Origin of the sequence: uncultured Pseudophaeobacter sp., from assembly GCA_905479575.1 — a bacterium.
Classification (GTDB): domain Bacteria; phylum Pseudomonadota; class Alphaproteobacteria; order Rhodobacterales; family Rhodobacteraceae; genus Pseudophaeobacter.
Window position 1 is genome coordinate 1 of record CAJQNB010000005.1, and the last position, 25,793, is coordinate 25,793.

A 25,793-nucleotide genomic window follows, 5' to 3' on the forward strand; every position below is an offset into this window, starting at 1 on the left:
AGTAGCGAAAGCGCGGCAGTGTCGGTATTGTTCTTCATGGCGTGATCTCCCTGGCGGTTGCTGCCGCCGGTTGGGTGGGTTCAGTTCACCCGGAGATTACGCCACCTTCAAATTTCCACCACCTTCGCGACACGACCGAAACTAATTTAGACTGATCCATAATCAAAGCGACAGCAGCACTTGAAACATATTCCTTATTTTGTATATATCAAATGAAACGAAAGGGAGTGCCCAGACAATGAACCCCACCGTCAAAGCTTTTTTCGACGAGGCCACCAACACAGTATCCTACGTTCTGCGGGACCCGACCGGAGTGGCCTGCGCTGTTGTCGATTCCGTGTTGGACTTTGATCATGCCTCGGGGCGCACCGACACGGCCTCGGCGGATGAGATCATCGCCTGGATCACCGCAGAAGGGCTCAAATGTGAGTGGATCCTGGAGAGCCACGTGCATGCGGACCATCTCTCGGCGGCGCCCTATCTGCAGGAGCGTCTGGGCGGCAAGATTGGCATTGGCGCCAATATCACCGTGGTTCAGGACACCTTTGGCAAGGTCTTCAACGAAGGCACAGCCTTTCAGCGCGATGGCAGCCAGTTTGATGCGCTGTTCAAAGAAGGCGACAGCTTTATGATTGGGCAACTGCGTGGCGACGTTCTGCACACGCCCGGCCATACCCCGGCCTGCCTGACCTATGTGATTGGCGATGCGGCCTTTGTTGGCGACACCCTGTTCATGCCCGATTTTGGCACTGCGCGCTGCGATTTTCCCGGCGGCTCTTCCGAGGTGCTGTACCAGTCGATCCAAAAGATCCTGGCCCTGCCTGAGGAGACCCGGATCTTTGTCGGCCACGACTACAAGGCACCGGGGCGTGATGACTACGCCTGGGAAACCACCGTCGGTGAGCAAAAAGCGCTCAACGTGCATATCGGGGAGGGTCGTCCACTGGAGGAGTTCACCGCAATGCGCGACGCACGCGATTCCACCTTGGCAATGCCGCGACTGATCCTGCCCTCGCTGCAGGTCAATATGCGGGCAGGCCAGATGCCGGAACCGGACGAACAGGGCGACATCTTTCTGAAACTGCCGGTGAACAAGATTTAATCCCCTGCTTTTGGGTTTGGCGGCATAGAAATTTCCCGCCAAACCGCTGTGGCTCGGTCGGGGGCAATTGCATGGTCAGATGGGCTTGTTCTCGCAGGCTGATCTGTCCATCGCGGCGGCAGGGATGAAACACGACCCGATAGCTAAATTGACAAAATAGGAACGCGCGAAAATGGAAATGGATTGGATCTGGGGGCTCGTCGGTGGCGGCCTGATTGGATTGGGAGGCGCAGTCTTCCTGCTCGGCAATGGTCGCATCATGGGGGCCAGTGGCATTCTTGGTGGCCTAGTGGACGGCTCGGGCCGCAGCAATATGGCAGAGCGCCTGGTCTTTTTGATTGGGGTGCTGGTCGCGCCAATGCTGCTCTATCCCCTGTATCAAAACGGTGTGGACACGCATATGACCAGCAATATTGCTGTGATCATTGCCGCTGGCCTGTTGGTTGGTATTGGCACCAGAATTGCCAATGGCTGCACCTCTGGCCATGGGGTATGTGGGATTTCCCGCCTGTCCCTGCGTGGCATTGTCGCCACCGTTTTCTATATCATTGCCGGCGGGGTCACCATTGCCCTGTTTCGCCACGTATTGGGAGTGATCTGATGCAGCGCTTGTTTCTCTCGCTTGTTTCCGGCGCGTTATTTGGTGCCGGGCTTTTTGTTTCCGGCATGACCGACACCACCAAGGTCCAGGGTTGGCTGGATGTCTTTGGCAGTTGGGATCCCACCCTCGCCTTTGTTATGGGCGGCGCCATTGTACCAATGTTTATCGCCTGGCGTCTGACCAAGGGGCGGCACCCCTTGGTTGGTGGAGAATTTCCCATTGCCCCGCGCCCGGAAATGGATCACCGGCTGATCACCGGATCCATTCTGTTTGGCATGGGCTGGGGACTGGCCGGTCTTTGCCCCGGACCAGCGATTGCCTCGCTCAGCTATAATGGCTCTGGGGGTCTTATCTTCATGGGGACGATGCTTGTGGGCATGTGGGCGGCGCCCTTTTTTGGCAGGCAACTGGACGGGCTGGCGGCAAAGGTTTAAAGAACCCACCATGGATGCACGTATAATCACCCCCCGCTACGCCGTCTCGCCGCAAATCTCGGCGGAAGACATGCCAAAAATCGTTGCTGACGGCTACAAAACGGTGATTTGCAATCGCCCGGATTCCGAAGTCCCGCCCAGCCATCAGGCCGCTGCCATTCGTGCCGCAGCCGAGGCGGCAGGGCTGATCTTTCGGGAGCTGCCGCTCACCCATCAGACCATGACACCAGAAAATGTCGCGCAACAGCGCGCCTTTTATGAAGAAAGCCCAGGCCCGGTTTTGGCCTATTGTGCCTCTGGAACCCGCTGTTCGGTGATCTGGTCTCTCGGTGTTGCCACCGAAATGAGCCCGGACGAGATTTTGCAAAAAACCAGCGCTGCTGGCTATCAACTTGATGGTCTGCGGCCGGCACTGGAAACAATCTTCGCCGGATAAATGTGGCAAGCCCCCTGTGGTTCGCCCGCGGGGGGGATACGGCGTTTGAACACTGCGGTGCATCCTGCCCGCCAGTCAAACCCAAAGGGCGCAAACCAAAGGCCCGGCCATCATTTGGCCGGGCCTTTGGTTTGTTGTCTTGCGACAAAGCAGCTGCCGACCGTCGCTACAGAACGCCACGATCGGGTCGGCGGCATCAGAGCCCAGGTGCTGCGTCCCCTTCCAGGCCTGCAAGTTTTGATATTTCTGCAGCCGCATCATCGGGGTTAAACTGATCCGCGCCATCACCAAGCCCGGCGAACTCCCCCATTGGGGCTGCGCTCAGATCCGCGCCCAGGTCCGCGCCCAGATCCCCACCGAGACCGCTGCCAAGGTCGCCTCCCAGGTTGCCCAGATCCGCACCAAGGTCCGCTCCTAAGCCAAGCCCAAGATCGCCCCCGAGATCACTCATGTCGTCGTCCATCCCAGCGGGATCAGAGCCCATGCCATCCAGGGTAAGCCCCCCTGCCGGAGCCCCAAAGCCCATGGGGTCATCCAGTGGATCCTGCAAATCCTGCGCCGCAATCCCCAGATCCAGCGTTGCCGGTTCTTCGATCATAGGCAGAGCCGGGGGCACGTCAGAACCAATGCTATCGGCAAACCCATCGCCCATTTGAGCGGGGTCCGCCTGCTGGCTGGGTCCAGTGTTCAACCGCACCGCACGGGCGCCATTCAACTGGCCCAGACGGCCCTTGGCAATGGAATGACCGCCAATGTCGATTAAATCGGTTTCATACAAAAAGGCCTGATCCAGCGGCAGCACTTCGCCCACGCGCAGGGCCGAAAATTCATTCAACGGCACCCGCACCTTGCACAGAATCGCAGAGAGCTCCGCCCGCATGGCCCCCATGCCGCCAGCCAAGGTTGGCCCGGATTTTGCACCGCTCAGGCCGAGCTCCTCTGGGGTGGGTTCCGGCAGGATCAGCTTCAGCTCCCCCTGCATCGCCCCAATGGCCAAATCCACAGTCATGGTGATCAGACGGTAGTCTTCCCGCTCCATCCCCAGGATCAGCGAGCGCACGTCTTCGATCTGTGCGCCGTAGCGATAGCCAGAAAACACCAGTTGATCTTTTTCCCCCTGCAACAACGCCTGCACCTTGGAAAAGGACTTTTCCAGGAACTCTGCGGTCATCGCCGCATCCGTTGGGGTGTAGTTCCGCTCAGATGGGGCCTTGCCCATGATCTGGCCAATGGTCTGTTTCTGGATCAAGGCCGTCACCAGCGCCGCATCCAAGGTGGCCGCGCCAATCCGTCCGTCGGGCCCGTCGAGAATCACCAATAGATCCTTGTCAGACAGCTCTTCGACCAGGTCTTCGGGGGCACGGTTGGCCTGGCGCGCCGCCAGAACGGCCAGCGGCAGGTCGCATTGCTCCGACGCCGCACGGGCAAGCGAACGACGCAAAGCTTTGAGGGTCAAAGACCCTTTTTGAGCCGCTCCCCCGTCCTTTGACGCCGCAAGTTTACGCGCGAGTCCACCGGACCCGCCGTTCCCAGCTTGCTGTTTTTCCGCTTCAGACATCAGCCATCAACCTGCACGTTTTGCGCTCCCTTTTTAATTGTCTTAACGCCCGTTCGTTACCAAGACCTTTAAAACGCCCCCTCCGGGGAGATTTTCCGCGCAAATGGCAGGGAAATTCTGAAACTGCCTCCCTTTTGCCCCGGCAGGTAGGAAATGTCGCCCTCAAGGCGCTGCATGATCTCACGGCAAATCGCCAACCCAAGCCCGGCTCCCCCGGCCCGTTCGGGGCTAACCCGCGAGAATTTCTCAAAAATTAGCTGTTGGTGGTCAGCGGGAACGCCGCTGCCATTGTCGGTGAAATCTATCCAGACCTCCCCTAAGCTGCGGGTCACCCGAATGGTCATTTCCGCCGGTTGCCCGTCGCAATACTTCTGGGCATTGGCAATCAGGTTGATAAAGACCTGCGCCAATCGATCCAGGTCAGAGGAAATCCGTATTTGCTCTGATTTTGGGTCGCGGTGCACCTGAATGGGGTGATCCGAACCCGCCAAAGCAGTGGAAATCGCATGGTCCATCACCTCGCTCAGAGTCCCCGTCGACATATTCAAACTCACCTGTCCGCTTTCCAGCACGCTCAGGTCCAACAAATCATTCAACAGCCGGGTCAGACGCAGCGCCTCGTCATGGATGATGGTGGCATACCGGGCTTTGTCCGCCAAAGGCATATCGCCCTCATCGCGCAGGATCTCGGAGAAGGCCCGGATTGAGGTCATCGGCGTGCGCAGCTCATGGCTCACCTGGCTGAGAAAGGCATCTTTTTGCTGGGAAATCTGGGTCAGCTTTTCATTGGAGACCCGCAATTGTCGTGCGGTGCGCGACAGTTCCGCGGATTGCTCTTCCAGTTGATTGGAGTACTCCAGCATCTGCGCCGTTTCATCCGCCACCGCCAGCAGATCCTGCACCGACACCGAGGAGCCGCCGACGATTTGGCCAATCATCGCATGGGCCGCGGCCGCCCCGATCGAGGCCCCCAGTTCGCGCTCCAGCCGCTCCAGGAAGGCCGGTGTGGGCTCTGGCAGGGTGCCGCGCCCGCCTTGCCTGACAAGTTCACGTTGAAAAAACGCCTGCGCCTCGGTCGCGCCTAAGATGCGTTGCGACATCACCATCAGATCTTCGCTTTGCGCCACAGAGCCAGTCCAGCCGCGTGGCCCCGAGGAATGTTCAAACACATTGACAAACTGCGCGCCCTGCAAACGCTCAATAGGGCTTGGAAAGGTCATCAGCGAGACCAGACAAAACACCACCGCATTGAGGCTCATCGACCAGAGCACCGCATGCACCGTGGAATCCAGCCCTTCGATACCAAACAGGGCCTGTGGGCGCAGCCAAGAGAGGCCAAACAGCCCTTCGGCCAGGATATGATCCGGCAACAAGCCCCCCCCCAAGGCCGGCAGCAACATGGTATAGACCCAGATGGCAAAGCCCACGGACAGGCCACAAAGGGCGCCGGTACGGGTGGCACCGCGCCAGAACAGCCCGCCAACAAGTGGCGGCAACATCTGGGAAATACCGGCAAACGAGATCAACCCCACGGCGGCCAGCGCGGCGCCACCGCCGGAGAGCTTGTAATAGAAATACCCCAGGCCAAGAATGACAGCGATGGAGATCCGCCGGGCAAACAGCACCACATTGCGCACGTCTCCGGACACCGAAGCCCCCTCGCCGCCTTGCAGATGCAGCCAGATCGGCATCACCATATGGTTCGACACCATGGTCGACAGCGCCATCGCCGCCACGATCACCATCGATGTAGCCGAGGAAAATCCGCCCAGGAAAGACAGCATCGCCAGCCCCTGTTGCCCCTGTGACAGAGGCAAGGCCAGGACAAACAGATCCGGGTTTGATCCCGGCGGCAGCAGCTCCAGGCCGATGGCCGCAATCGGCACCACAAACATCGAAATCAGAAACAGATAAAGCGGAAAGGCCCAGGCCGCGACCCGCAGATGGCGCTCGTCCTCGTTCTCGACGACCATGACCTGAAACATTCGCGGCAGGCAGACAAAGGCCGCAGCGGACAGGAAGGTAATGGTTGCCCAGCGGCCACCATCCACCCGCCAATCACCAATTTGCGAGGCATCAATCCGCGCCAGTGTATCTGAGATCCCATCGGACAGACCCCAGACCACAAAGATACCAACCGCCAGCAGCGCCACCAGTTTGACCACCGCCTCCAGCGCCACCGCCGTGACCACGCCGTGGTGGCGTTCATTCGCGTTCAGGTTGCGGGTTCCAAACAGAATGGCAAAGACCGCCAGCCCCGCAGTCACCCAGAACACCGTCGTGGTCTCGTGGTAGCTGCGCAGCGGATCGGCCTCGGCAAAAGTTGAAAAAGACAGGGTAATAGACTGTAGTTGCAGGGAAATATACGGGGTAATGCCAATCACCGCCAGGACCGTGACACCGATGGCCAGAGCATTGGACTTGCCATAGCGTGCCGACAACAGATCCGCGATCGAAGTCACCCGCTGGCTGCGCCCAACCCGGACCAGTTTACGCAGCCCCCACCACCAGCCAACCATGACCAGAGTCGGCCCCAGATAGATGGTCAGAAATTCCAGCCCTGAACGCGCCGCGTATCCGACCGCCCCGTAAAATGTCCAGGCTGTACAGTAAATTGACAGGGACAGTGTATAAATCAGCGGCGAGCGTATCCAGGCAGAGCTTTGGCCGCGCGCGGCGCGGCGGTCCGCAACAAAGGCAACAAAGAACAACAACGCCACATAGGCCAGACAGACCAGCGCCAGAACATTAAGCGAGGCCATCAGCTCTTGTCGTCCTGAGGGCCGCCCTCTGTCCAGTGCCCGGCCCAAAGCCGCACCGCCAATCCAAAGACAAAGCTGGCAGCGATCAAACCGCCCCAGACCGCAAAGATGTAGGTGATTGCAGCAGAGGTGGCCATGCCACCGTGATTGCCGGGGGCAGGATAGGGATCTGGATTTGGCCACATCAGGGGCACCGTAAACAGCAATGCGCCCAGAATGGGCAGCAAGCGGGCAATATCCATCAGGCGACGACGACGATAGGTGCGCCGCTCTACAAAGGGGCTTTTGAACGCGTCCTGATGCCCTGCCCCATCGCCGCGCATCACAGCTGTTCCAGGGTAACTATGGTGGCAGTTTCCATGAAAACTTGCGGGCCTGTCACAGGGCTGCGCGCCGGGCTGCTGGCGGGCGGACAATTCACGGGGCGGCGTCCTGCGGTTCCTGATAGGCCTGCGCATAAAGGTCGCGCACCGCCGTCAGCACCTCGGAATTGGAAAAAGGCTTGGTCATAAACCGGGTCACCCCAGCTTTTTCCGCCATTTCGCGATCTTTTAGCTGGCCACGGGCGGTCAGCATCAAGACCGGCAGGCGCTGCATCTGTTCGACAAGGCGCAGCTCTTGGATCACCTCAAGACCGCTTTTCCCCGGCAGCATCAGATCAAGGATCACCAGGTCGGGGCTGGCAGCCTGGATGACCTCCGCCGCGTCACTGCCATTTCCATGCACATCCACAGTCCAATTGTCGCGGGTCAGCAGAAACCGAATGGCCTCTGCGATATTTGGCTCATCTTCAATTAAAACGACATGTCTGCTCATTGGCAGAAGTTCCTCCCAGCGCGGCTATTTCGGACTGTTTTGCCCAAGACCACGTTCTCATCCCAGGGCAGACTACCCCTGCCGCCGGGCACAAGTCAAAACTCTTCCTTCAGGATCGACGGCTCGCGGCGTGCTTCACAGGTTTGACGGGGGCAGATCCGGCAGCTGCTGCCCACCGGTTGCGCCTGCGGCGGCACCTCTCGGCGGGGCAGGATCAGCATCACCGCATGATAGAGCGGATCCCGGTCAAACGAGCTGGGCACATGATTCCAGGCCACCGCCAGGCATTCGAACCCCAGCGCGCTGCGCCCCTGTTGCACCACATTGCGCCGCAAGGGTACATCCGGCCGCTGCAATGCCGTGTAAATCGGCCAAAGCGGACAGGAAGCGCCAAAGCGCGGCAGCGCAAAACCCGCAACCGGTTTGCGAAATAGGATCGACCCCGAAGCGTCACAAACCACCAGTCCTGCCTCATGCCCCAGCACATCAACCGGCAACACCCCCAGGCGCCGCAGCACCACCGGCAGGGGGACGTCAAACCGCCGCGCCAGCGCCGAGGGATCCACTCCCTGAGACTGGATAATCGGCGCCACCTCCGCCAGGGGCATCTGCAGCGCGTCCTTTTGGTATTGTTCCAGCGCGCCACGGGCAATCAATCGGGCCGAGTCACTGACCAGCTCCGGCGCGGCTGCAACCAGGGCTTTGGGATTGCTGCGCCCCTGTTCCAGTTCTGGAAAGTGATAGCTATTGGACAGCAGGAACTCCTCGGCTTCCTCCTGTGGCATCCCGCGACGCTCGGCGCTGCTGTCGCTTTCATCGAGAAAGTTCACCAGCGCCCGGCTGCTTTCGGCCAGGCGTCGCGAATCCTCGTTCAGGTTATTGTGAAAGCGATCGCGCCATTCCGGCTCCAGCTCTCCGGTTTCCGCCAGGATCGAGGCCGTGGAGCGGATCGCCGCCGCTGTTGACAGCACCTCATGCAAGGAGGCCGCAAGATGCGGGTCATGGGTCAGCCGGTCCGACAGGGTTTCGACCGTGCGTTCCAGCCGGGCAATCCGCTGATGATTGCTCGCCAAGACCTCGGCCCAGCCTGGAAAACGGCCGGCAAACTCATCAGTCCGGTCAAGTTCAGCCACCTTGGCGCCTGCATCGGCTGCCGCCTCACGCAGGGCGGCAAGCAATGCTGCCTCAGCGCCTTCGGTCAACATAGAGGGCTCCACCCCCAAGACCTGCGCCAAACCCACCAGGAGTTTACCGCCGATTCTACGGCGGTTGTGTTCGATCAAATTGAGATAAGACGCCGAGATACCAGCCTTGCGCGCCAGCTCTGCTTGTCGAATACTCAGGATCAAACGCCGCTCCCGAATGCGGCTGCCTGTCAGCGTGTCACGCGCCATCAGCTGGCCCCCTGTCAAAACTCCGCCATTTCAACGGCTTTCTGCGTTGCAACATAACAAACTTTACAGAATACCGCTGAATACTGTGCATTTGTTTACAGAATAGATGATCATTTCAAGGGTTTTATTGCGCAATTTTACAACTCGCTCCCATACTGATTTTGCACAAAACGTGCAGACGCCTGGGCAGAAGTGAGGAGCTGCTCAGCGTTTTACACATAAGGGAGGAATTTATGTCCAAGTCAGCATTCTCGCGTCGCGGGGTCCTGAAGTCAGGCGCTCTCGCAGGCACTGGCCTTGCGCTTCCAACAATTTTCACCGCGTCTTCTGCAGCCGCATTTACAAATGACCCAACCGGCAGCTCGGTCACGCTGGGTTTCAACGTTCCACAGACCGGCCCCTACGCCGATGAGGGCGCCGACGAGCTGCGCGCCTATCAGCTGGCCGTTGAGCACCTGAACGGTGGCGGCGACGGTGGCATGATGAACACCTTCTCGTCCAAAGAGTTGCAGGGCAACGGCATCCTGGGCAAAGAAGTCAAGTTCGTCACCGGCGACACCCAGACAAAATCTGATGCGGCCCGTGCCTCGGCCAAGTCGATGATCGAAAAAGACGGCGCAGTGATGATCACCGGTGGCTCGTCCTCCGGTGTGGCCATCGCGGTTCAGGGCCTGTGCCAGGAAGCTGGCGTGATCTTCATGGCGGGTCTGACACATTCCAACGACACCACCGGTAAAGATAAGAAAGCCAATGGCTTCCGTCACTTCTTTAACGGCTACATGTCCGGTGCTGCGCTGGCGCCAGTGCTGAAGAACCTCTATGGCACCGACCGTAACGCCTACCACCTGACCGCCGACTACACCTGGGGCTGGACTCAGGAAGAAAGCATCGCAGCCGCGACCGAAGCTCTGGGCTGGAACACTGTGGAGAAAGTCCGTACGCCGCTGGCGGCCACTGACTTCTCTTCCTACATTGCGCCGGTTCTGAACTCCGGTGCAGACGTGCTGGTTCTGAACCACTACGGCGGCAACATGGTGAACTCGCTGACCAACGCGGTTCAGTTTGGCCTGCGTGAGAAGGTGGTGAATGGCAAGAACTTCGAAATCGTTGTTCCGCTCTATTCGCGTCTGATGGCCAAAGGTGCTGGTGCCAACGTTAAAGGCATCCACGGTTCCACCAACTGGCACTGGTCCCTGCAGGACGAAGGCAGCCAGGCCTTTGTGCGCTCCTTTGGTACCAAATATGGCTTCCCACCCAGCCAGGCGGCTCACACCGTTTACTGCCAGACACTGCTTTATGCAGATGCGGTTCAGCGCGCCGGTTCCTTTAACCCATGCGCCGTGGTCGAAGCGCTGGAAGATTATGAGTTCGACGGTCTGGGCAACGGTAAAACACTGTACCGTGGCGAAGATCACCAGTGCTTCAAAGACGTTCTGGTCGTACGTGGTAAAGAAAACCCCACGTCCGAGTTTGACCTTCTTGAAGTGGTTGAAGTCACACCTGCGGCACAGGTTACCTATCCTGCGGATCACCCAATGTTTGCCGGTGGCGCACTGGGCAGCTGTAACTCGGGCGCCTAATTCAGGTACTCATCGCCGGGCGCTTGCTATAGCGCCCGGCACTTTATCTTCATTCTGACATCGCGGTTTTACCTGACGCGGCCTAGGCTGTTTGGGCGTGCCGTTAAGCCGGGGCATGAGGCCTCGCAGGGTCGGAATCCACCACTTCCACATCGAAGAACCCAAGGGTGGGGACTATGGACGCAATCCTATTGCAAATTTTAAACGGGCTGGACAAAGGCTCTGCCTATGCGCTGATCGCGCTAGGCCTGACACTCATTTTTGGCACGCTGGGCGTGGTGAACTTTGCCCATGGCGCATTGTTCATGATCGGTGCCTTCTGCGCTGTCACCGTGCAGCGTATCCTAAACCTCAGCTATGAGGTGGTCGACGAAACCCAAAAGGATTTCCTTGGCAACCCACTGAAAGTAAAAGCAACCTATGTGGAAAGTTGGTTCGGCCCCGAAATGGGGGGCGCCATAATAGACTGGGCAGTGCCCATCGCGATTATCTTTGCCATCCCGATCATGATCTTAATCGGTTTTGTCATGGAACGCGGGTTGATCAAGCATTTTTACAAGCGCGAACACGCGGATCAGATCCTGGTGACCTTTGGTCTCGCCATCGTGTTGCAGGAAGTGATCAAATACTTCTACGGTGCCAACCCGATCCAAACCGCCTCCCCCGAGGCCTTGAGCGGCGTTGCCAATGTCGGCGCGCTGTTTGGCACCGAAATCTTTTATCCGGTCTGGCGTATCGTCTACTTCTTCTTCTCGGTTGTCATCATCGGCGGCATCTTCTCCTTCCTGCAGTTCACCACCTTTGGGATGGTTGTGCGCGCCGGCATGGCAGACCGTGAAACCGTTGGCCTGCTGGGCATCAATATCGACCGCCGCTTTACCATCATGTTTGGCATTGCTGCTGCCGTCGCCGGGCTTGCCGGGGTGATGTATACCCCGATCAACTCCCCCAACTATCACATGGGCATGGACTTTCTGGTGCTGAGCTTTGTGGTTGTGGTTGTTGGCGGTATGGGCTCGCTGCCTGGTGCCGTTCTGGCCGGCTTCATGCTGGGTATTCTTGAGGCCTTTGCCTCGATGAACGAGATCAAATCTTTCCTTCCCGGTATTGACCAAATCATCATCTACGTCGTTGCGATCATCATTCTGCTCACCCGTCCGCGGGGTCTCATGGGCCGCAAAGGTGTGATGGAGGAATAACACATGTTCGGACTTGATAAAAAAGACACGCGGATGCTCTTGGTCGTCGCTATATTGACGCTCTGTGCTCCCTTCATCCTCAATCCCTTCCCCACTGACAGCGCCATGGCGCAGTTCAATGCGGGCTACCCGGATCTGATGCAACGCTTTGTGATATTTGGCATCTTTGCCATCGGTTTCAATATTCTCTTTGGCCTCACCGGCTATCTCTCCTTTGGTCACGCGGCCTTTCTGGGTGTCGGCTCCTACTCTGCCGTTTGGATGTTCAAACTGCTGAGCATGAACGTGGTGCCAGCCATCCTGCTTGCGGTGGTGATCTCGGGATTGTTTGCACTGCTCATTGGCTTTGTTTCGCTCAGACGCTCGGGGATCTACTTTTCGATCCTGACGCTGGCCTTTGCCCAGATGTCCTTCAACCTGGCCTATTCGGTGCTGACCCCGATCACCAACGGTGAAACCGGTCTGCAGCTGACACTGGATGACCCCCGCGTGCTGGGTGTTTCCGCCACAGCAGATGGCTCCATCCCGGTGACCAGCCTGTTTGGTCTGGAAATGCGTTCAACCTTTGAGATGGTTGTTGGCCCCTGGGCCTTCCAGTTCAACGCCGGATACTACCTCTGTGCGCTGGTACTGCTGGCGGCCTTCTACTTGTCGATCCGCATCTTCCGCTCGCCCTTTGGCATGATGCTGCGGGCTGTGAAGTCGAACCAGCAGCGAATGAACTACACCGGTCTCAACACCAAACCCTACACATTGGCGGCCTTTGTGATCTCCGGCATGTATGCGGGTCTGGCCGGTGGCCTGATGGCCTCGATGGATCCTCTGGCTGGTGCGGAACGGATGCAGTGGACCGCCTCGGGCGAGGTTGTTCTGATGACCATCCTCGGCGGTGCCGGCACTCTGATCGGCCCGGTTCTGGGCGCGGGCTTCATCAAGTACTTTGAAAACATCTTCTCCAAGATCAACGACACCGTGCTGCACAACTGGTTCAACTTTATGCCAGACGGGCTGGAGGACTTTGTGGTCTTCATCGTGCACCCCTTTATCGGCAAGGGCTGGCACCTGACCCTGGGCATCCTGTTCATGCTGGTTGTGGTGTTCCTGCCTGGTGGCCTGGTTGAGGGTGGTCAGCGTATCGCCAAATGGGTGAAGGGTCGTAAAGATAAAGACGGCTCCAGCTCAGCCACAAAAACCCCTGCGGAATAAGGAGACGGATTGATGGGTATTCTTGAAGTCAAAAACGTAGGCAAACGCTTTGGTGGCCTGCAAGCGCTGGGAGATGTCAATCTCAGCGTTAAGGAAAACACCGTCCACGCCATTATCGGACCCAATGGCGCGGGCAAATCCACCCTGCTGAACTGTCTGGTGGGCAAGCTGATCCCTGATACCGGATCGGTGATGTTCGACGGCCAGTCGGTGCTGGGGCGCAAACCCTATGAGATCAATCAGATGGGCATCAGCCGCGTGTTTCAAACGCCTGAAATCTTTGGCGATCTCACGGTGCTGGAAAACATGTTGATCCCCTGCTTTGCCAAACGGGATGGCGCCTTTTCCCTGAATGCGATCACCTCGGTTCCCAGTGAAACCGACGTGCTGGAAAAGGCCGAAGCCATGCTGGTAGAAATGAATATGGCAGACAAGCGCCACATGCATTCTGCCTCGCTGTCGCGGGGGGACAAACGCCGTCTTGAGATCGGCATGTGCCTGTCGCAAGAGCCGCGTCTGTTGCTACTGGATGAACCCACCGCCGGGATGGCGCGGGCGGATACCAACAACACCATTGATCTGTTGAAAGAGATCAAGGAACAGCGCGACATCACCATCGCCATTATTGAGCACGACATGCATGTGGTGTTTTCTCTTGCGGATCGGATCACCGTTCTGGCCCAGGGCACGCCCCTGGTCGAGGATGATCCCCAAAACATCCGTGGCAATCCAAAAGTGCGCGAAGCCTATCTCGGCGAGTCGGCGTAAAAACGGACACTCCCGGCCCCTCCTGCTGTGCGGCACCCCCGCCTCAGGATGGGTCAGAGTAAGAAAGGACAAGACAGATGAACGTCAAACCCGACTTTTCCAAGAACGCCAATGCGGCAACCACCGCGCCGGCCTTTCTGTCGGTCTGGGACATGCATGCCTATTATGGCGAAAGCTATATCGTGCAGGGCATCAACTTTAACGTCCACGAGGGCGAAATCCTGGCACTGCTGGGCCGCAACGGCGCGGGCAAGACCTCGACCCTGCGCTCCATCGCCCGTACCGGCTCGCCGATGGTGACCCAGGGGGAGATCTGGCTGGATCACCAGCCGCTGCACCTGATGGAAAGCCACGAGGCCGCAGCCGCCGGTCTGGGCCTGGTGCCCGAAGATCGCCGCATCATTGCCGGCCTCACCGTCGAGGAAAACCTGCAACTGGCGCAGATTGCCCCGCCCATCGGCTGGTCGATCGAACGGCTTTATGATCTGTTCCCGCGTCTGGGCGAACGTCGCAAGCAAGAGGGCGTGACCCTGTCAGGCGGCGAACAGCAAATGCTGGCCATCGCCCGTGCCCTGGCGCGGGACATCAAGGTGCTGCTGCTGGATGAACCCTATGAAGGCCTGGCACCGGTGATTGTTGATGAGATCGAAAAGACCCTCATCCACGTCAAGGAACAGGGCATGACCACCATTCTGGTGGAACAAAACGCTGTGCGGGCGCTGGAGCTGGCGGATCGTGCGGTGATCCTGGACACTGGTGGCATCGTCTTTGACGGCACCGCCGCTGAGGTTCTGGAAAACGCCGAGCTGCGGGCGGAATATCTGGCGATCTGATTTCCGGGCCACTCCCCGTTGCTCAGGCCAAAAGCCCAGGCAATACCACTCTGACCGGCCCCCCTCTGGGGGGCCGGTCTTTCCTTTTGTTGCTTCACAGGAAATATACAGGCGGCACAAAATTAAAGGCGGCACAGGGTACCGCCTTTATTCTGGTGGACTGTGTAGAGAGCGTTAGTAGCTCAGAACCCCATCTTGATTGGAGATGCCATCAATTTCGATCGAGGTTTCAATGAATTCGCCATTTGGGGCACGGCAGTTTGCCGTCAGCGTCACCGATCTGAGGTCACTCCACAACCCGATGTTGCCACAGCTTTTCTGGAACGAACTGGGAGCCCCATCCTGGGTTAAAATACCATTCTGATTGGATATTCCACGGATGACAATGCTCGTCTGGTTGGCGTCGCCATTGCTGGTCAGACAGGTTGCGGTAATACCCGCGTCATTGCCCAGATAGGAAAATTGGAAATTTGAACAGGTGTTCTGAAATGAGCTCCCAGCCAAAGCGGCAGTGCTCAAGATCGCAGCAGGAACGCAAAGCGAAAGAAGTAGCTTCATAATAATACCCCTCAAGGTGAAAATGGAAAGATCCCAACAACCATACCGAGACATTAGACAACTTTGGCATATTTGCAAGGCAGGTCCCCCGGCTGAGCGAAGCTGCCCTGGGCTCTGGACCCATTAATCTTACGTGCTCAGCGGCTATTTCGCGAGATTTCAGGGGCTTGGGGTGCGCAGCCAATAGTGGTTCTATTTGCAAGTGATCCGAGACATTGAAATGAAGTGAAATAGCCGCCCTTCGGGTTTGACGGATTTTCCCGCTGGAGGCGTCACATCTGATTGAAATAGAACCACTATTCCTGCGCAGATGCTCCTAACCAGCGAAAAAATCTGTCAAACTGAGCACGTAAGATTAATGGGTCCTGAGCCTAGGTGCCGATGGTCTTTAGCAAGGGCTTTACAGCAATCGCGCCCGCAATTCGGTTTTCAACACCTTGCCGTAGTTGTTCTTGGGCAGCTCGGGAACAAAGACATAGGCCTTGGGGCATTTGAAGCGGGCAATCTGGTCGCGGCACAGGGCGTCCAGATCGGCCTCCGCCACCTCTCCCACCACAAAGGCCACCACCTCTTCGCCCCAATCCGCATGGGGCCGCCCCACAACAGAGACCTCCTGCACCTGGGGGTGGGTCAGCAGCACCTCCTCGACCTCGCGCGGATAGATGTTTGAGCCACCGGAAATGATCAGATCCTTGGAGCGGTCCTGCAAAGTCAGATAGCCGGCCGTGTCCATAACTCCCATATCGCCGGTCATCAGCCAGCCGTCCTTTAGGGTCTGCGCAGTGGCCTGTGGGTTGTTCCAATACCCCGGCATCACCGCATCGCCGCGCACCATGATTTCGCCCAGCTCTCCCGCTGGCAGAGGCTGCCCCTCTGGGGTGCCAATACGCAACTCGACACCGCTTTGGGCGCGCCCTACCCCTGCAAGGCGCAATTTCCAGTCGGGATGGCTGCGGTCGCTGACCTCGGCCCGTTTCAGCGCGGTAATGCCCATCGGACATTCGCCCTGACCGTAGATCTGAATAAAGATCGGGCCAAAATGCGCCTCGGCCTCGATGATGTCGGCCAGATACATTGGCCCCCCAGCATAGACGACGCTGCGCAGCCCGGTGCCACTGCGCCCCTGCGCCTTGGCCACTGCGGTCATCCGCGTCACCATGGTGGGGGCCGCGAAGATCTGCACCCGGCCAAAATGTTCCGCCAGATCAAAGATCTCTGCCTCGTCAAAGCCGCCTGACACCGGGCAGACATGGGCCGCGCCAACCAGAACATGCAGCATATTATACAGCCCTGCGCCGTGGCTCATCGGGGCCGCATAAAGGATCTGATCAGCACCCGTGGCCGCATCCACATCGGCAAAATAGCTCAGCGAGACCGCCACCAGCATGCGATGGGTGATCTGCACCCCCTTGGGCTGCCCGGTGGTGCCAGAGGTATAAAACAGCCAGGCCAGATCCTGTGGATGCCGCTGCACGGGCTCCGCAACGGGTGCACAGCCCATAGCCTGCCGATAGCGATCAGCCGCGATCGACACCACCGGTGTTTCAACCCCGACTTCCGCCAGGGCGCTGTCCAGCCCCGCAGAGACAATAACCATCCGCGCCCCGGAATCCTGCAGAATATACTGCGCCTCACGGCCGTGCAGCTTGGCGTTGATGGGCACCGCCGCAGCGCCGGCATACCAAATGCCATAAAGCGAGATCAGATAGTCCGGGCAGTTCTTCATAAACAGGGCGATCCGATCGCCGGGCTGCACCCCCTGCGCCAACAACCACCCCGCAAGTGCGGCGGCTTTGTGATGGAATCTCTGATAGTTGGCCTCCAGATCCTGCCCCAGGTAAAGCGCCGGACGGTCGCCCTCTGCCTGCGCCTGCCGATACAGCCATTGCGCGATATTCATCGCCTGATCTCCTCCTGAATGGTCGGCTCTTTTGCTCCCTCCCCGGAGCATTGCGACAAAGAACCTGTCAAAAACACCCTTCCATGGTGCAGCTTCCCCTTCAATTCCGCAAAAATACCCGGTTAATAGGAGGCATGAGCGATATAGCCTTTGACCATGCCCCTGTGGGGCTCGCCGTTTTGGAAAACCGTGTGATCAAACGGTGTAACCAGCAGTTTGCCGTCACCTTTGGCGGCACCCCTGCGGATCACGCCGATGTATTGATTGCCGAGCTGTATCCCAGCCAGGAAGATTACCACCGCATTGGTCAACTGCTGCAGCAAGACGAAGGCGCCAAAACCGGGCTTTACAATGATGAACGCATCATGCGTCGCCACTCTGGCGAATTGTTCTGGTGTCGGGTGCGGGGGCGCTCCATCAGCCCAGAGGATCCGTTTCGCACCGGCATCTGGTCCTTTGCCGATATCTCAGAGGATCGGCCGGTGGTCAGCCTCACCCCGCGTGAACGCGAGGTGGCGATCCTCACCTGCAAGGGGCTTTCGGCCAAAGAAATCGGCCTGAAGCTGGACCTGTCCTATCGCACGATTGAAACCCATCGCGCCCATCTTTTGCAGAAATTCAACGCCCGCAAGCTGCCAGAGCTGGTGGCAAAGCTGGGCGGCATGCCGCTGTAACTGACGGTCGGTGATGAAAATTTTGGCTCAGCGATTGCGAATCCCGGCAAGCCTGCCCATTTTATCACTGTAATCGACAGTGCTTTCCTTGTGGTAAAGCTTCCCCTATAAGCGCTGTTAATTTCCAGGCTGCCCAAGTGGCAAACCTGTGGCAGATCTGTCGGAACCGGCTGAGGACACAATGACAAACAAAACGCACGAAGCAGATGTGGCATTCATCAAGGCACTGGCCGAATTGCTGCGCGACAACGACCTGACCGAACTGGAGGTCAAACGCGACTATAGCGAAGACGACAGCCTGAATGTGCGCGTATCGCGCCAGGCCATCGCCGCGCCAGCAGCCCCTGTACAGGTGGCCGCGCCTGTGGCCGCCGCACCCGTTGCTGCAGCAGCGGCTCCCGCCGCCCCAGCCCCAGCAGCCGAGGATCCGGCCAGCCACCCCGGCGCTGTTACCTCGCCGATGGTTGGCACCGTGTATTTGCAGGCAGAACCCGGTGCGCCTGCCTTCATCGCTGTTGGCAAACAGGTCAATGAGGGCGACACTATTTTGATCGTCGAAGCGATGAAAACCATGAACCATATCCCGGCGCCAAAATCCGGTACCGTCAAGCGCATCCTGGTTGAAGATGGCGCTGCCGTCGAATTTGGATCTCCGCTGGCCATCATCGAGTAAGGGCAGCCCATGTTTGACAAGATCCTGATTGCCAACCGCGGAGAGATTGCGCTGCGCGTGATCCGGGCCTGCCGCGAGATGGGCATCAAATCGGTTGCGGTGCATTCCACCGCAGATGCCGATGCAATGCACGTGCGCATGGCTGACGAATCCGTCTGTATCGGACCGCCCTCTGGCGCGCAGAGCTACCTGTCGATCCCGGCCATTATCTCGGCCTGTGAAATCACCGGCGCGCAGGCGGTGCATCCCGGCTATGGCTTTTTGTCGGAAAACGCCAACTTTGTGCAGATCATCGAAGACCACGGGCTGACCTTCATTGGCCCCTCGGCCGCCGATATCCGCACCATGGGCGACAAGATCACCGCCAAAGAGACCGCCAAGGCCCTGGGGATCCCCGTGGTTCCCGGCTCTGAAGGCGGCGTGCCCGATGTGGAAAGCGCCCGCAAGGCTGCTGCCGACATGGGCTACCCTGTGATCATCAAGGCCACCGCAGGTGGTGGCGGCCGCGGCATGAAGGTTGCCACCTCGGCGGCTGATATTGATGTGGCCTTCTCCACCGCCCGCTCGGAAGCGAAAGCCGCCTTTGGCAATGACGAAGTCTATATGGAGAAATACCTCCAGAAACCGCGTCACATCGAAGTGCAGGTCTTTGGCGATGGCAAAGGCAACGGCGTACATCTGGCAGAGCGCGACTGTTCGCTGCAACGCCGCCACCAGAAAGTGTTCGAGGAAGCCCCCGGCCCCTCGATCAGCCCTGAAGAGCGTGCGCGCATTGGCAAAATCTGCGCCGATGCGGTTGGCGCCATGTCCTATTCCGGGGCTGGCACCGTTGAATTTCTCTATGAGGACGGCGAGTTCTATTTCATCGAGATGAACACCCGTTTGCAGGTGGAACACCCGGTCACCGAGGCCATTTTTGGTGTTGATCTGGTGCGCGAACAAATCCGCGTTGCAGAAGGTCTGCCGCTCTCCTTTACCCAGGACGATTTGCAGATCAATGGCCATGCAATTGAGGTGCGGATCAATGCTGAAAAGCTGCCGAACTTCTCTCCCTGCCCCGGTAAAATCACCGCGTACCATGCCCCCGGTGGTCTGGGCGTGCGGATGGATTCGGCGCTTTATGATGGCTATTCGATCCCGCCCTATTACGACAGCCTGATTGGCAAGCTGATCGTGCATGGCCGCGACCGTCCCGAAGCCCTGGCGCGTCTGAGCCGCGCCCTGGGGGAGCTGATCGTGGATGGCATCGACACCACCGTACCGCTGTTCGATGCCCTGCTGCAAGAGCCCGATGTGCAATCTGGCGACTACGGCATTCACTGGCTGGAACACTGGCTGGAAGAAAATCTCGGGGGTAAATAAGCCTCCTACTGGATTGGGGCGTTTCCATAGCGGAACGCCCCAATTCACATCTGCCACTCTGGCAGTGAGACCAACCGCCCTGCCCCGTTTCAAAGCCCCTTATCGTTGTCCCGTTTCCTTGTCCCCACTCGTTGTCCAGGCAGATTGATGAGCCTCACCCCGGATCTTTTGCTGCATGCCTATTCTGTCGGTGTTTTTCCGATGGCCGAGCACCGCGAAGATGATGAGATTTTTTGGGTCGATCCCAAACGCCGCGGCATCTTTCCCATTGATGATTTCCATATCTCGCGCTCGCTGGCCAAAACCATTCGCCGCAACGCCTATGATATTTCGGTGAACCGCGCCTTTGACCAGGTGGTCGATGCCTGCGCCGACCGGAAAGAGACTTGGATCAATGGCGAAATTTTTGCCCGCTACCAAGATCTTCACGCCATGGGACATGCCCATTCGCTTGAGGTCTGGGATCAGGAGGGCAACCTGGTTGGCGGCGTCTATGGCGTCTCTCTGGGGGCGGGCTTTTTTGGCGAGAGCATGTTCTCGCGCCAGCGCGACACCTCAAAAATTGCCCTGGCCTATCTGATGGATCGGTTGCGCCAAGCCGGGTTTCAACTCTGCGACACTCAGTTCCTGACGCCGCATCTCGCCTCGCTAGGCGCGATAGAGATCAGCCGCGCCGCCTATAAGGCGCGCCTGCAACAGGCGTTGGAACACGACGCGGATTTTGAGGCGCCTCAGCTGCCCTCGCCCGCGCTGCTGTTGCAGCGGATGACCCAGACATCATAGCGGGCGTGATCCAGGGCCGACAGCGCCGGGCTGGAGGCAATCATCCAGCCGTCAAAAAAGACTTCGCCACTCAGCGGATCCCGGATGGTGAGATAGGCATAGGCATCCCCGGTTGGGTTGGCCACCGGATAGCGACACTCGGCCAGAGTGACAATCAACCCATAGATCTCGGCGCTGCCCCCGACCTGGACTTCAATGTCGGCGTGATGGCCGTTGACCTTATCCAGCCCGCGTAAAATGGCCGCCACTCCACGCTCTGCAGGCTCCTGAGCAAACAGCGGGCTTGGGGCGACAGTGGTGCTGAGCCCGAGCGCCAGAAGGCCAAAGGCAAGGGGCATTGCCCGCAAGGCGTCAGACAGGCCGGAAAATGCGCGTCCCAAAATCACGAGTCCCCCCCGCTGCCAGACACAAACTTCACCAACAGGGAAATCAGACTGACCGCCCCCTGGGTGTCCAGAACCTCGTCTCCTGGTTCAAAATTGTAGGGTGATCCCCCGGGCATCACCTCGACAAAGTTGCCGCCCAACAAACCTTCGGATGAGATGATCACCGAACTGTCATCCGGGACCTGAATGCCCTCAAGAACCGAGAACCTGGTATCCGCCCGAAAGGTGTCCGCGTTCAGATCCACCCCGGTAACGGTGCCGATCTTGACCCCGGCAAGGCGCACATCGGTGCCGACGCCAACGCCTTCCAGCGATCGAAAAGAGGCCGTGAGCTCATAGCCGCTGCCCGCGGTAGACAGCCCGGCGACCTGCCCTGCATAGACAGCAAAACCAATGGCCGCTGCCAGAACCAGCCCGCCTGTCAGAACTTCAGTTGTGTTATGCGACATAGCGTGTCTGCCTAGATCTATGGGTCAAAAAGAGGAAAGGACCAAAGAGCGTTCCGCCCTTGGGTCCAGTGATATATGCGATCGGAGGTCCTGGGATCAGGCCCTATTCCGGCACCCATGCCTCGTAATCGCTGCGCGATGCGGGGCTGGCGCCACTGCGGATCGACCCGGCCGGTGCATAGGCCTGCAATGTACCTGTCAGGTTTTCCTGATGCGGCTTTTCCCAGACCTTGTGAACAAGTGGCTTTTTGCTGGGCAGCTCATCAAAGGTGCGGTGCAGCCAGCCATGCCAATCAGCGCCAATGCGCGAGGCCTCGATTTCGCCGTTGAAAATGACCCAGCGACGGCTGTCATCGGCATTGCGGTAGAACACATTGCCCTGGTCATCCTCTCCCACCTTGATCCCCTTGCGGGCGGTAAAGATCTGGGTATTCAGCGTCTGACCGTTCCACCAGGTCACAGCGCGTAAAAGAGTGTTCAGAATTCCCATGAATGCCTCCGAAGATTTCCCTATCCGTATGACGCAGTTTCCCGCCAAGGTCCAGTGGCTTGCGATGTGCAAGGCCAGCCCCGGCAGGTTTTGGCACAGGCTACTGCAAGAGCCTTAAGCATTGGTAGATGCCCCCTTGCAATACGCAGGCTTATCCCCATGTGAACACTATGGTGACAGGCTCAGACAGCGACGGTTCCTCATCATGCCGCCGCTATGCAGGTCCCGACCGCAGATGCCGCCACAGGATCAGGGCTTGGCCCGGCGCCGCCATATGGTATAGGATTGCTCTATACCCAATCAGAAATGATACAAAAGGAAACAGACCAATGATGCGCGAAGGTTTTGGTAACGGCTGATAGCCCCAAAATTATCTCAACACCTTGGTCTTTGGGGCCTTTTTTCTTTGGGTAGATCCTTACAGGTAATTTTTGTGACCGCCACCGCAGTTCTGGCAGCGTCGGTGATTCTGGTCTTTGCTGCCTTATCTACCTTTCTCATCACTGGGGAATTCCAGGCGTTGCTGCGCCATATTCCTGATCAACCTTCCGAAGATTACAAAATTCTGGTCACGCTGTTTGGCATTGCTGCCGCCACACTGACCGCAGTCCTGGGCCTTTTGGTCGCCCTCTAGACCTATCGCCGCTCCAGCAAGGCCACCCGGCTGGCGCAGCGCAAGCAGCACACCATCACCATCCTGTTTGAAACCCGGCTTTCGGAATACTTCCAACGGACGAACACCCAGCGCAAACTGGCCTTTCCTGTCGATCAGGACATCACCCTGGCCGACTGGCGCGCCGCGCGAACAGCAACAGGCTGCTCCCCCCAGGATGAAGCGCGCGCCGCAGCGCTTAGGGACGGGGCTGATGCGCTGCAGCAGATGCTGAACTACTATGAATTCCTTGCGGTTGGCATCGCCCAGCAGGATCTGGACAAAGACCTGCTTAAGGCCTCTATTCGAGGGATCATGTGCAATCTGGTGGATGATGCGCGTATCATGATTGCCGAACTGCGCCAGAACGATCCCAAAACAATGGAACACCTCGTGCATCTCTACGAAGAATGGCGCCGCGATGACGCCATCAATCATAACGGCGAAATCACCGAACGTCCGATCCCACGCCTGCCGGATCCCCGTTAACTGGCGCCCGGCGCCAAAGCGGTCACTTCGATCTCGATGCGGTATTTCGGGTCGATCAAGCCACATTCAATCATCGTCGCCGCCGGTGGATTGTCGCCAAAGACCTCTGCCAGTATCGGCCAACAGGCCTCAAACTCCCGACGGTCAGGCAGGTAGTAATTCACCCGCACCACATCGGAGAATCCAACCCCTGCCTCTTCCATGGCATTGGCGATGATGTCCAAAGCGGACCGGCATTGGCTCACTACATCGGCGCCCTGGCCCACGGTGCCGGCCACATGCACAAATCCGCCCGCAACCACGGCGCGACAATAGCCAACCTTTTTTTCAAATTCGCCACCGGACGAAATACGCGTGATCCTAGCCATCTGTAATCCCTTTCATTTGGCCCCAAAACCCTGATGGAGCGAATGCCCAACAGGCAACAGGTCGCAAAGCCCCCTGTGAACCGCCCGCTACAAAACAAAAATGGCCAATGTTTTTAAACATCGGCCATTCCAAAGGGGATGCATCTACATCCCGAAATCAATCGCTTAACTCGCCGAGGCCGGCTCTTTTTCCGCCTCATTATCCGTATGGATCATCAAAGGCTGCGCATCAGAAGTGACCGCCTCTTCATTGACCACCACCTTGGTGACGCTCTCCATCCCGGGCAGCTCGAACATGGTTTCCAGCAGCAGATCCTCTAGGATAGAGCGCAGACCCCGAGCACCGGTTTTACGTTCGATCGCCCGTTTGGCGATGGCGCTCAGCGCCTCATCGGTAAAGTCCAGCTCGGTCTCTTCCAGCTCAAACAGGCGTTGGTACTGTTTCACCAGCGCGTTCTTTGGCTTGGTCAGGATTGTGACCAGCGCGTCTTCATCCAGATCTTCCAGCGTTGCCAGAACCGGCAGACGGCCCACAAATTCCGGGATCAGACCAAATTTCAGCAGATCTTCTGGCTCCAGCTCCTGGAAGATCTCCCCGACACCACGGTCATCATTGTTGCGCACATCGGCGCCAAAGCCCATGGCAGAGCCCTTGCCGCGCTGCGCGATGATCCGGTCAAGACCGGCAAAAGCGCCGCCGCAGATGAACAGGATATTGGTGGTATCCACCTGAAGGAATTCCTGCTGCGGATGCTTGCGGCCGCCCTGTGGCGGTACCGAGGCCACAGTGCCTTCCATCAGCTTCAACAGCGCCTGCTGCACGCCTTCGCCCGATACATCGCGGGTGATAGACGGGTTTTCCGACTTGCGGGTGATCTTGTCGACTTCGTCAATATAGACGATTCCGCGCTGCGCCCGCTCGACGTTATATTCGCTGGCCTGCAACAGCTTCAGAATGATGTTCTCGACATCCTCACCCACATAGCCGGCTTCGGTCAATGTGGTGGCATCGGCCATGGTAAAGGGCACATCCAGGATCCGCGCCAGGGTCTGGGCCAGCAGCGTCTTACCGCAACCGGTGGGACCGATCAGCAGGATGTTGGATTTTGCCAGCTCAATGTCATTGCCGGCCTTTTGCGAATGGTTCAGGCGCTTGTAGTGGTTGTGCACCGCCACCGAGAGTACCTTCTTCGCCATGGCCTGACCAATCACATAGTCATCCAGAACTTCGCAGATATCTTTGGGGCTCGGCACACCATCGGTTGCCTTCAGACCAGAGGCCTTGGTTTCTTCACGGATGATATCCATGCACAACTCAACGCATTCGTCGCAGATGAACACGGTGGGGCCCGCAATCAGTTTACGTACCTCATGTTGGCTTTTGCCACAGAAGCTGCAGTAAAGCGTGTTCTTGCTGTCGCCACTCGAATTCGTCGCCATGGTCTACCTTTCAGTCCGCTCGCAGCGCCGGTTTCTCCGGATGCCGCGCCTATCAGTCAGCTTATGACAGCCCATCGGCGGCCACAATGTCAAAATATGTGCTCCGTAAAAACCGGAGCACATGTTGTATCAGAAAGGCGAGCCTCAGCTCTCCTCGTCGTCACCCTTGGCGCGGTTTTCAACGATCTCATCAATCAGACCAAAGGCCTTGGCCTCTTCGGGATCCATGAAGTTATCACGCTCCAGCGCCGCTTCAACCTTGTCCAGCTCCTGGCCGGTGTGCTTGACGTAGATCTCGTTCAGACGACGCTTCAGCTTCAGGGTCTCTTCGGCATGGATCATGATATCCGTAGCCTGGCCCTGGAACCCACCAGAGGGCTGGTGCACCATAACCCGGGAATTGGGCAGCGAGAACCGCATGCCAGCCTCACCTGCGGTCAGCAGCAGCGATCCCATTGAGGCCGCCTGGCCGATAACCAGGGTCGAAACCTTGGGTTTGATATACTGCATTGTGTCGTAGATCGACAGCCCTGAGGTCACAACACCACCGGGGGAGTTGATATACATCGAGATTTCCTTGGAGGGATTCTCGGCCTCAAGGTGCAACAGCTGCGCCACGATCAGCGAAGACATGCCGTCATGCACCGGACCGTTGAGAAAGATAATCCGCTCTTTCAGCAGGCGTGAAAAGATATCGTAGGCCCGCTCACCCCGGCTGGTCTGTTCGACCACCATAGGTACGAGGGTATTCATATAAGTTTCTCTGGGATCAATCATGCGAACCTGCCTGCGTTGTGTACTGTCCGGCACCATACCAGACAGAGTGTTACCTGAGTCTTAGTATCGCCCTCTGGGGCCTGCAAGAGGTCGCTTTTGTTTT

The 25,793-nt window shown here is 58.2% G+C and carries 28 protein-coding genes; 15 read left to right on the forward strand and 13 right to left on the reverse strand.

The features are described 5' to 3' along the window. Window positions 1-238: 238 nt before the first annotated feature. The 4 genes from QZ268_RS01465 to QZ268_RS01480 all read left to right on the forward strand — a co-directional run bounded on the left by QZ268_RS01465 (window position 239) and on the right by QZ268_RS01480 (window position 2,573). On the forward strand, window positions 239-1,102 hold the full coding sequence (locus QZ268_RS01465; protein WP_295447060.1) for an MBL fold metallo-hydrolase: 864 nt from the start codon (window positions 239-241) through the stop codon (window positions 1,100-1,102). Between the two features lie 172 nt (window positions 1,103-1,274). Beyond that, window positions 1,275-1,703, forward strand: coding sequence for a YeeE/YedE thiosulfate transporter family protein (locus QZ268_RS01470; protein WP_295447062.1), 429 nt, complete (start codon window positions 1,275-1,277; stop codon window positions 1,701-1,703). Further along, window positions 1,703-2,137 carry a DUF6691 family protein gene (locus tag QZ268_RS01475; protein ID WP_295447064.1) on the forward strand — a complete coding sequence of 145 codons (435 nt, stop codon included), beginning with the start codon at window positions 1,703-1,705 and terminating at the stop codon, window positions 2,135-2,137. Before QZ268_RS01470 ends, QZ268_RS01475 begins: the two co-directional genes overlap by 1 nt. A 10-nt stretch (window positions 2,138-2,147) precedes the next feature. Continuing rightward, window positions 2,148-2,573 carry a TIGR01244 family sulfur transferase gene (locus tag QZ268_RS01480; RefSeq protein ID WP_295447066.1) on the forward strand — a complete coding sequence of 142 codons (426 nt, stop codon included), beginning with the start codon at window positions 2,148-2,150 and terminating at the stop codon, window positions 2,571-2,573. 196 nt (window positions 2,574-2,769) lie between these two features. Here the strand turns inward: QZ268_RS01480 and QZ268_RS01485 are convergent, their stop codons facing one another. From QZ268_RS01485 to QZ268_RS01505, 5 genes are all read right to left on the reverse strand, one after another. Next, on the reverse strand, window positions 2,770-4,131 hold the full coding sequence (locus tag QZ268_RS01485) for a flagellar motor switch protein FliM (RefSeq protein WP_295447068.1): 1,362 nt from the start codon (window positions 4,129-4,131) through the stop codon (window positions 2,770-2,772). Window positions 4,132-4,199: 68 nt separating this feature from the next. Then, entirely contained in the window at window positions 4,200-6,893 is a 2,694-nt protein-coding gene (locus tag QZ268_RS01490; RefSeq protein ID WP_295447071.1) for a sensor histidine kinase, read from the reverse strand. Next, on the reverse strand, window positions 6,893-7,216 hold the full coding sequence (locus tag QZ268_RS01495; protein ID WP_295447073.1) for a hypothetical protein: 324 nt from the start codon (window positions 7,214-7,216) through the stop codon (window positions 6,893-6,895). Before QZ268_RS01495 ends, QZ268_RS01490 begins: the two co-directional genes overlap by 1 nt. A gap of 94 nt (window positions 7,217-7,310) precedes the next feature. After that, window positions 7,311-7,709, reverse strand: coding sequence for a response regulator (locus tag QZ268_RS01500; protein ID WP_295447075.1), 399 nt, complete (start codon window positions 7,707-7,709; stop codon window positions 7,311-7,313). A 95-nt stretch (window positions 7,710-7,804) separates the two neighbouring features. After that, window positions 7,805-9,103 carry an XRE family transcriptional regulator gene (locus QZ268_RS01505; RefSeq protein ID WP_295447076.1) on the reverse strand — a complete coding sequence of 433 codons (1,299 nt, stop codon included), beginning with the start codon at window positions 9,101-9,103 and terminating at the stop codon, window positions 7,805-7,807. 233 nt (window positions 9,104-9,336) lie between these two features. Between QZ268_RS01505 and QZ268_RS01510 the strand changes: the two genes are divergently transcribed. The 5 genes from QZ268_RS01510 (at window position 9,337) to QZ268_RS01530 (ending at window position 14,689) form a co-directional block, all read left to right on the forward strand. Then, a complete protein-coding gene (locus QZ268_RS01510) occupies window positions 9,337-10,683 on the forward strand; it encodes a substrate-binding protein (protein WP_009808643.1) in 1,347 nt (448 codons plus the stop codon). A gap of 176 nt (window positions 10,684-10,859) precedes the next feature. Further along, window positions 10,860-11,882 (forward strand): branched-chain amino acid ABC transporter permease, encoded by a 1,023-nt coding sequence (locus QZ268_RS01515; protein ID WP_295447080.1) that lies wholly within the window; start codon window positions 10,860-10,862, stop codon window positions 11,880-11,882. 3 nt (window positions 11,883-11,885) lie between these two features. Continuing rightward, window positions 11,886-13,088, forward strand: coding sequence for a branched-chain amino acid ABC transporter permease (locus QZ268_RS01520; protein WP_295447082.1), 1,203 nt, complete (start codon window positions 11,886-11,888; stop codon window positions 13,086-13,088). Window positions 13,089-13,100: 12 nt separating this feature from the next. Beyond that, on the forward strand, window positions 13,101-13,856 hold the full coding sequence (locus QZ268_RS01525) for an ABC transporter ATP-binding protein (protein ID WP_295447083.1): 756 nt from the start codon (window positions 13,101-13,103) through the stop codon (window positions 13,854-13,856). Window positions 13,857-13,933: 77 nt separating this feature from the next. Further along, entirely contained in the window at window positions 13,934-14,689 is a 756-nt protein-coding gene (locus QZ268_RS01530) for an ABC transporter ATP-binding protein (RefSeq protein ID WP_295447085.1), read from the forward strand. A gap of 174 nt (window positions 14,690-14,863) precedes the next feature. On the opposite strand, the gene QZ268_RS01535 is transcribed toward QZ268_RS01530, so the two are convergent. Both QZ268_RS01535 and QZ268_RS01540 read right to left on the reverse strand, forming a co-directional pair. Beyond that, window positions 14,864-15,247 (reverse strand): CVNH domain-containing protein, encoded by a 384-nt coding sequence (locus QZ268_RS01535; RefSeq protein ID WP_295447087.1) that lies wholly within the window; start codon window positions 15,245-15,247, stop codon window positions 14,864-14,866. Between the two features lie 400 nt (window positions 15,248-15,647). Beyond that, window positions 15,648-17,147 carry an AMP-binding protein gene (locus QZ268_RS01540; RefSeq protein ID WP_295447088.1) on the reverse strand — a complete coding sequence of 500 codons (1,500 nt, stop codon included), beginning with the start codon at window positions 17,145-17,147 and terminating at the stop codon, window positions 15,648-15,650. A gap of 134 nt (window positions 17,148-17,281) precedes the next feature. On the opposite strand from QZ268_RS01540, the gene QZ268_RS01545 reads away from it, so the two are divergent. The 4 genes from QZ268_RS01545 (at window position 17,282) to aat (ending at window position 20,639) form a co-directional block, all read left to right on the forward strand. After that, window positions 17,282-17,821 (forward strand): PAS and helix-turn-helix domain-containing protein, encoded by a 540-nt coding sequence (locus QZ268_RS01545; protein ID WP_295447090.1) that lies wholly within the window; start codon window positions 17,282-17,284, stop codon window positions 17,819-17,821. A gap of 181 nt (window positions 17,822-18,002) precedes the next feature. Next, window positions 18,003-18,494 (forward strand): acetyl-CoA carboxylase biotin carboxyl carrier protein, encoded by a 492-nt coding sequence (gene accB / locus QZ268_RS01550; RefSeq protein ID WP_295447092.1) that lies wholly within the window; start codon window positions 18,003-18,005, stop codon window positions 18,492-18,494. A gap of 9 nt (window positions 18,495-18,503) precedes the next feature. Continuing rightward, window positions 18,504-19,856: an acetyl-CoA carboxylase biotin carboxylase subunit gene (gene accC, locus QZ268_RS01555; protein WP_295447094.1), complete on the forward strand. Its 1,353-nt coding sequence runs from the start codon at window positions 18,504-18,506 to the stop codon at window positions 19,854-19,856. Window positions 19,857-20,003: 147 nt separating this feature from the next. Then, window positions 20,004-20,639, forward strand: coding sequence for a leucyl/phenylalanyl-tRNA--protein transferase (aat, locus tag QZ268_RS01560; RefSeq protein WP_295447096.1), 636 nt, complete (start codon window positions 20,004-20,006; stop codon window positions 20,637-20,639). Here aat and QZ268_RS01565 read toward each other — a convergent pair. From QZ268_RS01565 to QZ268_RS01575, 3 genes are all read right to left on the reverse strand, one after another. Continuing rightward, window positions 20,588-20,977, reverse strand: a complete 390-nt coding sequence (locus QZ268_RS01565) for a DUF2155 domain-containing protein (protein WP_295447313.1) — start codon at window positions 20,975-20,977, stop codon at window positions 20,588-20,590. The two genes, aat and QZ268_RS01565, sit on opposite strands and share 52 nt — an antisense overlap. 44 nt (window positions 20,978-21,021) lie before the next feature. Further along, a complete protein-coding gene (mlaD, locus tag QZ268_RS01570) occupies window positions 21,022-21,474 on the reverse strand; it encodes an outer membrane lipid asymmetry maintenance protein MlaD (RefSeq protein WP_295447098.1) in 453 nt (150 codons plus the stop codon). Between the two features lie 103 nt (window positions 21,475-21,577). Further along, on the reverse strand, window positions 21,578-21,964 hold the full coding sequence (locus QZ268_RS01575; RefSeq protein WP_295447100.1) for an NADH:ubiquinone oxidoreductase subunit NDUFA12: 387 nt from the start codon (window positions 21,962-21,964) through the stop codon (window positions 21,578-21,580). 433 nt (window positions 21,965-22,397) lie between these two features. Here QZ268_RS01575 and QZ268_RS01580 point away from each other — a divergent pair, with 433 nt between their 5' ends. Together QZ268_RS01580 and QZ268_RS01585 are read left to right on the forward strand one after the other, a co-directional pair. After that, the gene (locus QZ268_RS01580; protein ID WP_295447101.1) at window positions 22,398-22,598 is read left to right on the forward strand and encodes a hypothetical protein; all 201 of its coding nucleotides are present in this window, start codon (window positions 22,398-22,400) and stop codon (window positions 22,596-22,598) included. Window positions 22,599-22,628: 30 nt separating this feature from the next. Next, the gene (locus QZ268_RS01585; protein WP_295447315.1) at window positions 22,629-23,105 is read left to right on the forward strand and encodes a DUF4760 domain-containing protein; all 477 of its coding nucleotides are present in this window, start codon (window positions 22,629-22,631) and stop codon (window positions 23,103-23,105) included. Here QZ268_RS01585 and QZ268_RS01590 read toward each other — a convergent pair. From QZ268_RS01590 to QZ268_RS01600, 3 genes are all read right to left on the reverse strand, one after another. Next, window positions 23,102-23,473 (reverse strand): RidA family protein, encoded by a 372-nt coding sequence (locus tag QZ268_RS01590; RefSeq protein ID WP_295447103.1) that lies wholly within the window; start codon window positions 23,471-23,473, stop codon window positions 23,102-23,104. The two genes, QZ268_RS01585 and QZ268_RS01590, sit on opposite strands and share 4 nt — an antisense overlap. 165 nt (window positions 23,474-23,638) lie before the next feature. Beyond that, window positions 23,639-24,913, reverse strand: coding sequence for an ATP-dependent Clp protease ATP-binding subunit ClpX (gene clpX / locus QZ268_RS01595; RefSeq protein ID WP_295447105.1), 1,275 nt, complete (start codon window positions 24,911-24,913; stop codon window positions 23,639-23,641). A 144-nt stretch (window positions 24,914-25,057) separates the two neighbouring features. Then, a complete protein-coding gene (locus tag QZ268_RS01600) occupies window positions 25,058-25,690 on the reverse strand; it encodes an ATP-dependent Clp protease proteolytic subunit (RefSeq protein ID WP_039965932.1) in 633 nt (210 codons plus the stop codon). Between the last annotated feature and the right edge of the window lie 103 nt (window positions 25,691-25,793).